Origin of the sequence: Paenibacillus flagellatus (assembly GCF_003217775.1) — a bacterium.
Classification (GTDB): Bacteria; Bacillota; Bacilli; order Paenibacillales; family NBRC-103111; genus Paenibacillus_AB; species Paenibacillus_AB flagellatus.
Genome location: NZ_QJVJ01000015.1, coordinates 153090 through 162180, shown reverse-complemented (window position 1 = coordinate 162180; position 9091 = coordinate 153090). Strand labels below are relative to the sequence as shown.

Here is a 9091-nt window from a genome sequence, read left to right as displayed (position 1 = left end):
AGGGGGGAGTTATCCCCATGTGGATATTGGTTTCAAAATTTCGCTGGTCCCACTCCCACTTATTCACAGTTGTTGATCCGCTCCTGGATGATCGCCACCGCATTCTTATGCGCTTTCGAAATTCAGGATAATGATAGATGGTCTGCGCATCGGAATGGTCCAGATGAAACGTATTAATCAGATATTGAACGATGCGATCTCCAATCTGTCCACGCAAAATATCCCGCAACAAAAGGACGGTAGCGGCGGCGGTGACCGTAATCAGCAGCATCTGTAAAAAAGCTTTTCGCTTCAGCATGGCATAATGGCCCTTCCTATTGCTTTTCAATTTTATAGCCGACCCCCCAAACGGTTTTGATATACTTTGGCTTTTCTACAGTGTCGCCCATTTTTTCGCGCAAGTGACGGATATGGACGGTGATCGTATTGTTGCTTTTGCTGTAATACTCGTCCTTCCAAATCTCATGAAATAGTTCCTCGGCACTCACCACCCTGCCCTTTCGCTCCAGTAAAATGCGGAGTATGGCAAACTCGGTGGGCGTCAGTTCGAGAGGTTTTTCATTCAGTAGACACTCATGCGTGTTTACATTCATAACCAAACCCGAATGGACGATTACAGGCTCGGCGACGGGCGCCGACTGCGTCGTGTTGTATTTTTTATAACGCCGCAGCTGTGCTTTTACACGCGCTACCATCTCAAGCGGACGGAACGGTTTTGTGATATAGTCGTCGGCACCCAAGGTTAGCCCCGTAATTTTATCCGTCTCTTCGTCTTTGGCCGTCAGCATAATGATGGGATAGGTATGCTGTTCCCGTATTTTCCGGCAAAGCGTAAAACCATTGATGTCCGGCAGCATAATGTCCAGAATGGCAAGATCAAGCTCCGCCGCTTCCATGCAGGAAAGAGCTTCCTTCGCAGAGTAAAACTTGAACACCTCATAATTTTCATTTCGCAGATACACTTCTATTAAATCCGCTATTTCATGTTCATCGTCCACAACGAGAACGTTAGCGCACATCATTTTCAGCTCCTTTCGGACAGAACGCGACATCCTACTATTTTACTAAAATCGGTAACTATATTTATGAGTTCTTATATAAGAAATCATTAAGATTTTCATAACTCGCCTCCTTCCTCCGCCATTGCCCAAACGTCCTCGATCGCCAACCGACCGTCGAACCGAACGTGGCCATTCGCCTCCGCTTGTCATCGATTGGATTCCCTACTCGCATTAAAAAAAATCGCAATGTCAAGTCGCGCGCAAAAAAACGGGCCGCGGCGAGGAATTTCCCCGACGCGGCCCGCGCAGCAAACGCATACTTATCCATAACGCTGACTTAAACAAACCTTATAACCATGCTCGGCGAAATCCAAATCGCTGGTCACCTTGTAGTAAAAATCGAACCAGTAACAGCAGTCCCACACCATCGCTTGCGTTTTTTGAGGGACCGGAACAACGGAAATGCCCGTGTGAAAAACGGCCGGTTCGCGAACCGAAGCCGCGACTCGCGTTAAACGCTACGCGCTCGCGTCGCGTACGGCGGCCGCTTCTCCGGAGCCGTCGGCACCGGCCCCATCCGACGCGGCGGACGAAGCGGCGGAAACCGGCGCGGGCAGTACCGGCCGCTTTTCCTCGACCAGCAGCCCGGGAAGCGCGTCGAAGGCGTCGATCCAATGCAGGTCCGCTCGGGTTAACGGCTTCAGATGCGCCAACCGGTTGCGGATGATCTTCAAATATTTCACGCAATTTTTCAAGCCGGCGTCGACGAGTGCCGAATCGCGGATTTGGTAGTCCACATGATTGATCTCCATCGCATAAGCATCGTGGACCCACCGGTTGTCCACCTGAAACGGAACCGTCAGCACCGGCCGCAAAAAATCGATCAGCGTGAGGCGCCATTCCTCGATAAGCGGAAACAAAACGGCGAGCTGGGCTTCCCAGACGCGCCGGCGCACGCCGGCATGGTCGCCGGACAGCGTCATGAACGCCGAATGAATCGATATCCGGTCCTCCAGCACGTTCGCGGAGCCTTGGCTCCACGAGGAAGCCGACGCCTCCCACTCGAACTGCCGGGCGTAGTCGAGCAGCAGGGCGCGGGGCTCGACCAGCTCCTCCAGCTCCTCATAGCTCAATTGCTCCGCCAGAAGCAAATCCCACTGCGCCAAGTGCGCGCTCAGCTCGACGAGCAGCGCCTTCTTCACGCGCGATTCCGGGCGGTTGCGGATTTGCCCCGAGCAGTACAGCCGCATGTCGAGCTTGTCCATCGTTCCGCGCCACTCGTGAATCGCGAGACCCATGTCCGGCTTCGGCGGATCCTCCGTCAGATCGCCGGTCAGCGTCACGACGAATCGGGTTTGATCGTAGGCGTCGATTTTGCGGCTGAGGGCGGCGTAATCTTCCAGAAACGTTTTCCATACCGGCCACAGCTCGGACGTCATCCCTTCCAGCCAGACGACTTTGCCGTAAAACTCCTCCTCGCGCAGCAGGCTGGCCGCATCGCGCACGACGCTGGGCTTCGTGCGAGGCAAGTAGATGCCGTACAAGAGAGCGGCGGGATTCCGCGCGTCCTCTCCGAACTCGTCGAGCCGCAAGCTTTGCCAGTCCCACCCGCCGCCGTCCGGGATCAGCTCCCGGACGTACGCCTTCAAGTTCCAAGGAAACGTGACGGGCAGCATCAGGCACACCTGGTTGCCGTACTTCAAGTCGTCGGCCACCTTGGCCAAAAAATCGGCGGGACCGGGAAGCGTCCACCAAAACAGTCTCATGCCGTTTCCCCCTCGACCGCCTGAAGCAGCCCGCCGACGGTCGGATCGATCGTCCAGCCGTCTTTGCCCAAGTAACGGACGATGCCGATCAGCTCGGCCCATCGCAGGACGGAACGCACGAGCTTCTCCGGCATGTCGCAGAAGGCGGCCAAATCGGTCGCGGTCGATTCGGCCAACGACAGCGCCGTCAGCAGCGCTTGGCAATCGGCCCGGTTGACGCCCATTTCGTCCAGCATGTCGGCGGCGTTCTTCCTGTCGAGCATGTCCGCCTTCAGCTTCTGCAGCTGAATTCTCAGCTGGTGCGGATTGGCCCGGGCCTTGTCGTACAGCCGCATGAGAATGGACGGCCAGTTGCCCGTGACCGATGAAATTTCGGCCTGCACCGGACCCGACTTCTCCAGATCGCAGTCGTTCAGCCATTGGGCGAGCGTGTTCATGTGCCATGGCTGCAAATGAAGCATGACGACGCCCGCTTCCGTAAATTCGTCGACGATCGCGTCGTTCGACTTGACGAGCGCCAGCGTCTGCTCCGGATCGGACAGGAAGCTGATGCGCACCCGGTCCATCTTGGCGCTTCCGAGCAGCCGCCCCGCTTCGTGGACCCACTCGGGCGTCCAGGCGCAATCGACGCCGACCACGACGTGGATGTCTTGGCCCGCTTTTTTATCGACAAACTCCTTGACCCCGCGGATAAAAGCAGGCATTTCGAGAACGCCGTTCAACGCCAGCAAATGTTTGCCGTAGCTCATCTCGAGAAACTTGGCGACGTCGCCGATTCCCGCGGCCCGGTTGCCGAAAATGACGGACACCCGGTTGTTCGACGGCAGGCGGCGCAGCTCGGAATCCTGCTCGGCCGTAAGCGGGCTTCGCACCGACAAATTTTCGCCTTGGCCGTTGTAATAATAAGCCGCGCGGAAATGCGAGGCGTTGTACTCGCCCTGTACGACCCGCTCGCGCAGCAGCTCGTCCGCGATCTCTTCCTCGGAGCCCATCAGCGACAGCAGGTTCGGATTGCGGAGCGCAAAGTAGCCTTCCCGCACCCGGCGCAGCACGCCGAGATCGACCATCTCGTCGAGCAGCACCCAGAACGAGTCGAGCGATTTGAACCCTTGATGCCAATATTCGAGCGCCTTCTCCTTGATGTCCTTCGTCGACATGCCGTGCTTCGCCGCGCTTTCGTCCGTCAGCGATTCGTACGCGACGATATTGGCGATCAGCTCGTAGCGGGCGTCCAGCTGCAGCGTCAGCTTGAACCGGTGGCGGATCGCCTTTTGCAGCTCCCGGTCCTGATACACCTCGTCGACGTGCTTGGACGTAATTTCGTACGGCGGCGTATTTTTCGAGAACGAAGCGAGCGCCCGGTGCTCCGTCATATGGCGCAGCAGCTGGTGACAGTACAGCTGGATCAAGCTCGGGTAATAGTTCGTCTGCGACAAAATCCGCGTGATCAGGTCGCGCGATTGGAAGAAGTAGCCCATCGCCGCAAACGGCCGCTCGACGAGCGCCCAGGCTTCCCGCCACTCTTCCTTGGCGAACAGCGGTCCGACGCAGATCGGCTCTCCCAGATGGGCGAGAGGGTCGTTCTGGTTTTTGTACGAACGCTGTACGTTGTGCAGGCCGGCGAACACGATATGGACCCGCTTGTCGGACCGTTCCATCAAGCCCTTCAGCTTCGAGCAGCGGATGAAGCCTTCCTTGCCCCGGTTCGAGTCCTCCGAGGCCCGGCCATATTCGCTCGCGTCGATATCGAGGAAGCGGTCGGATTCGTCGAGCAGAAGCAGCAGCCGCCGGCTCCGGTCTTGGCGAATCCAGGTCAAAATTTGCTCGCACAGCTTGTCGGCGGTGGACGGCCCGGCCTTGATCTCCTGCACGCCGATCCGGTTCAGCTCGCGGGCGATCAGCCCCCAGATGTCGTCCGGCGCTTTGTCCGAGCCGATCCCTTCGGCCTTTAGGTCGATCAGGACGGCGTATTTGCCTTCCTCCGGATTGTGGAACCGTCTCTCCGCCGCGCGGAGCAGCGCCGTCTTCCCGAGCTGGCGGCCGCCGTAGACGAGCCCCGATTTGCCCTCCAATATCGAATCGAGCTCGTACTGGCGGCCGTAAAACATTTCCGCGCGCAGAATCGATCCGGTAATCGTATACGGCTCCGTGAACGTGAACGGCAGCGCGCATTTGAAAAACACCGGCAGGCGGGAGCCGCGCTCCCCGCACAAGAAGAACATGAGCGTCTCGTCGAGAATGACGAACGTCCGTCTCCGCTCCCGGGACAAACGCGCCAGGTCGCGCCGCTTCTGCGCGGTCAGCCGCCCGAAGTAGAGCACGATGACCGGCGGCTCGCTGCGGCTCGTCTCCCCGATCTCGTGCATGATGTCCTCCTCGGTCAGCCGCTCCCAGAAGCTGTAAATCCGGTATTGCCCGTTCGCCTCGGAGCCGTACAGCGGGATCGGACAACGCGTCCGTTCGGAGACGATCTCGGTCTGGATCGTCTGATACGGGCGGCCTTTGCGTACCGTACTGTGCTTCGTCACCGTACGCACCTGCAGACCGACCCCGTTCAAAATCGTGCGCAGATGCTTCTCGTCGGCCAGCAGCCCGGTCTGCGTTTTCTTCGCGGCGTACCAAGCCTCGACCATTTCGGCGGCCTGATCCTTCTGCGCGCCGGGGACGCGGCCGATCGAGAGCGGGCCGAGCGTCTGGTTGGGCTTGGCGTCGCGTTTTTTCAGCTCCTGCACGATTTTCCGGACATTAGCCCGCTCCAAATAGTCCATGATGTCGGCGAAAAACTTCGGATCGAAATATTCGCGCATCGGCTCGCGGGTTTGCTCGTCCAGATCGATCGGCTCGTTGCTTTGCAGGCGGAGCAAGTAGTCGTTGGCGGTGTGCAGGTCGCCGTCGTTCAGCACCTTGCGGATTTTGTCGTAGTCCGGGTGGCTCTCGTCGACACCCGCCTCCTGGAACCGGCCCCACGCCTGCTCGGCGGCTTTCTCGCGGACGCGTCCCAATTCCGCCCGCAGCCGGTCCAGCCTCTCGATCGGCTCGGGGAAGTACAGCGTCTCCTTCACTTGCCGGGTCATCGTCTCGAGCTCCGCGAGATGGTTGGAGCGGTCCGTTTCGTTCAGCAGGTTCAGCGTAAAATCCTGCTCGACCCTCTTGATGCAGTCGCGGATATTCAGGTGAAGCGAGTCTTGGCAATCTTTGCCCCGCCGGTCGAAACGGCTCTGCAAATCGTCCAGCAGGTCGGTCGAGACGCCCGCGTCCGGCTGCTGGCCGAGCAGCTTCAGGATGAGCTGCGCGCCCTCCAAATCCTGCAGCTCGAGACGGCTGTGGAACGATTCGACGATATCCTTCGGCGGCTCCGTCATCGAGCGGAGAAGCGGAGCGACCGGGAACCGGTCCGGGTAATACGGCTCCCAGTTCGGCTGAAGCGGGATATCGGGAATGGCCAAAAACTGTCCGTTCAGGATGTAGTTCGGGTCCGGCTCGCGGTTCGTCAGCGGCGTATTCGGATCGAACAGGGAATAGACGTTGTCGAGCGCGCGGCGCAGCACGGCGATCGAAGCGCGCACCGGCAGCGGCTTGTCCTCGTCCGCCAACGCGTCGAGCTCGCCGTGTACCGCGTCGCGGCGCGATAGCAGGCCGGTCTGCAGCGCCTTCGCCTGCCGCTGGTTGAACTGGTTCAAGTGGCCCGGCTGCGTATCGATCAGCTCGATCCATTCGCGCACGAGATTCAACGCTTCCCCGAAGTGCGTCTGGATTTGCGTGAGCGCCCGCGCCGTAATCGTGCTGCCCGTGTAGCGTCCGAGCTCGGTGCGGTCGGTATAGTCGACCATGCGCTGCACCTCGGACGGATCGGAGTAAAGCTCCAGCTGCTCCTTCAGAAACGGGATGCTCTCCGTATCGTTGCGGCGGATCGGGTCGAGCATCGAATGGACGAGCCCGCCCTTCTCCATCCACCGCTTCCACACCTTCGAGGCGGCCTGGAACAAGATGCGGATGTTCGACAGCCGGACCATGTCCGACTCGACCCGGGTCCGCAAATCGTTCAGATCGGCCTGCCAGCTCGCCTCGGAGCGGATGGTGCGCAGCAGGTGCGGATCGAGCGGGATGAAGTTTTGCCCGAACTCGCGAATTTCTTTATTCAGCTCGTACAGCTTGCCGGTGAAGCCGAGCTTCCCGAGCAGCTGCGAGCCGTTCGTGCTGGGCGCGAGGATGGTCGTCCGGTAGGCGGCCGCGGCGAACAAATACCCCGCCCACTCCTTGCCGTTCGGCAGAGCCGAATCCGCCAGGACGTGCTCGATATCCTCCTTCAGCAAGTGCATGATGTAGCCGGAGTTATGGCGCACGTGCTGCGACAGCATAATGGCGCGGATGAGCCGCGACGGAACCGGCGCCCCGGCGCCGCCCTTCTCCATCGCTTCGGCGATCCGGTAAGCGGCGTTCAGCCGGTCTTCGGCCAGCAGCCGCCAGAGCAGCTCGGCCATGTCGGGGACGGCGCCGGCCGTCAGGCGGGCGAGCGCGACGCTCGCGAGCTCGCCGATCGTGCCGCCGGTCCAGCCGCCCTCGGCTGCGGCCGGTGCGGGCTCGGCCGGGCGGACGGCCGCGGGAGCCGGGGGCTCCGGTGCGGCGGGCGGCTCTTCGGCGGCGATCGCTTCCGGCGCCTCCGCCTCGGCAATGGCCTCGGCGATATCGGTAACATCGGCGACGGCTTCCGGTGCCTCCGCCGGTTCGGGAGCCTCGCTCGCATCGGCGACCGCGGCGACGGACGCCTCGGGCGCCTCGGGCGCGGCATCGGCGGATGCGGCGCGTGCGGCGGCATCGTCCGTCGCGGGCGATTCGGCCGGCTCCGCGGCTGCCGCGGCGTCCGCCGATGCGACCGGCGCCCCCTTCTTCTTCCGCGCGAGCGAGACGCTCTTGATCGGCTTGGCGGCCCCCGCCGCCGGTTCGGCCGGCGCGTTCAGCAGCCGGTCCATGTCCAGCCGGCGGGCGCCGAGCGCGTCGTTGTCCCAGCTCAGCTTCGGAAGCGCCGCGAGCGGATCGGCCGGCTTCGGCCGGACATCCGCGACCGCTTCCGCGAGCTTCCGCGGCTGCGGCGACGCCTTCGCTGCCCCCTCCGCCGGTGCGGCTTCGGGCGCCGTCGTCGCTGCCGCTTCGGCCTCCGCCTGTCCGGCTTCGGCCGGATCGGCGGCAGCCGTCTCATCCGGCTTCGCCTGCGGCGTCTCGGCCGGCGCCGGGTCCCGGGCAGACTCGGCGCTTGCCGCCGGCGACGACGCTTCGGCTTCCTCGCCGGCATCCGCCAAGCTCAGCCGGTTGCGCGTCAAGGCGAGCGAAATCGAAGGGCCGAGCCGCTGCCGCACCAAGCCGTCGTAATCGGTCCATTCCTCGTCGGACAGCGAATCGCCTTCGGTCAGCAGGCGGACAAGCGCGATGAACGGCGCGACGTCCTCCTCCGCGAACGATTGCCCGCTCCGGGCGCGCGCATACAGCTCGTTTGCCTGTTCGCGCACGGCGGCGACCGCCGCTTCGTCCGAGGCTAGCGACGATTGAAGTCGCGCCGCCCGGAGCGGCCAAACCGCCAGCTGCCGGAGCGACCGCTCGCGCTCCAGCTTGTCGTGAAGCTCCCTCAGGTCGCCGATCGTCTGCGGCGCTTCGGTCAGCGGCGCGCCGACCTCCTTCCACGCCGCCTGCATCTCCTGGTACAGCCGGCTGAACAAGCCGTGCAGCTCGAGGATGTCCTCCGCCAGCTTCCGCTCGGGAAGCGTTCCTTTCGAACGCAGTACGTATCCGGCCTCGTGCAGCCGTTCGCTGAGCCGGTCGGCTTGGCCGACCAGCTGCTGCAGCAAAGAATCGTCAGGTTGGTTCAACTTGCGCACCCTTTCTCCCATACTCGGATTGTCATTGTCGCTACCAAAGAACTACTATTCGACAAAAAAACTTCCGAACCCTCTATCGCCTGAGGACAATTTAGTGCAAAACACTCGGCATAAAGTCCCGCCGGAAGTCACGCGAATTCCGGTCCGGCGGGGAACGGAACGACATTGGTCCGTTCGACATAGGTCCGTTCGATCCGGGTCCGCTCTCCGGGCGGCGTCGGAACGCCGCCTCGGCATTCCCGGATCTCCAAGTTCAACAAAACGTCCTTCAACCGCAGCAAATCGATCTGCGCGAGCGTCAACGGCCCCGGACGGGTCAATCGTCGGCTCCGATAAAATACGGCGTACACGAGCTGATCCACTCCATTCGCGAAACGTAATTGGTATTATATAAATTACCAAAATGGTATCATGTATATTACCATAAAGTCAAATAACAGCGCCAAGCTGGAAT

At 61.2% G+C, this 9091-nt stretch carries 5 protein-coding genes; all 5 read right to left on the bottom strand.

Annotation, left to right across the window (positions count from 1 at the left end):
- The coding region (locus tag DLM86_RS32540; protein ID WP_425454002.1) for a hypothetical protein at positions 1-298 on the bottom strand (298 nt) is incomplete at its 3' end.
- Positions 299-314: 16 nt separating this feature from the next.
- Positions 315-1019, bottom strand: a complete 705-nt coding sequence (gene vanR, locus DLM86_RS27235) for a VanR-ABDEGLN family response regulator transcription factor (protein ID WP_110843216.1) — start codon at positions 1017-1019, stop codon at positions 315-317.
- A 500-nt stretch (positions 1020-1519) separates the two neighbouring features.
- Positions 1520-2767 carry a hypothetical protein gene (locus tag DLM86_RS27230; protein WP_110843215.1) on the bottom strand — a complete coding sequence of 416 codons (1248 nt, stop codon included), beginning with the start codon at positions 2765-2767 and terminating at the stop codon, positions 1520-1522.
- The gene (locus tag DLM86_RS27225) at positions 2764-8628 is read right to left on the bottom strand and encodes a hypothetical protein (protein WP_146250310.1); all 5865 of its coding nucleotides are present in this window, start codon (positions 8626-8628) and stop codon (positions 2764-2766) included. The genes DLM86_RS27230 and DLM86_RS27225 overlap by 4 nt, the downstream gene beginning before the upstream one ends.
- 137 nt (positions 8629-8765) lie before the next feature.
- The gene (locus DLM86_RS27220; RefSeq protein ID WP_110843213.1) at positions 8766-8987 is read right to left on the bottom strand and encodes a hypothetical protein; all 222 of its coding nucleotides are present in this window, start codon (positions 8985-8987) and stop codon (positions 8766-8768) included.
- Positions 8988-9091 lie beyond the last annotated feature (104 nt).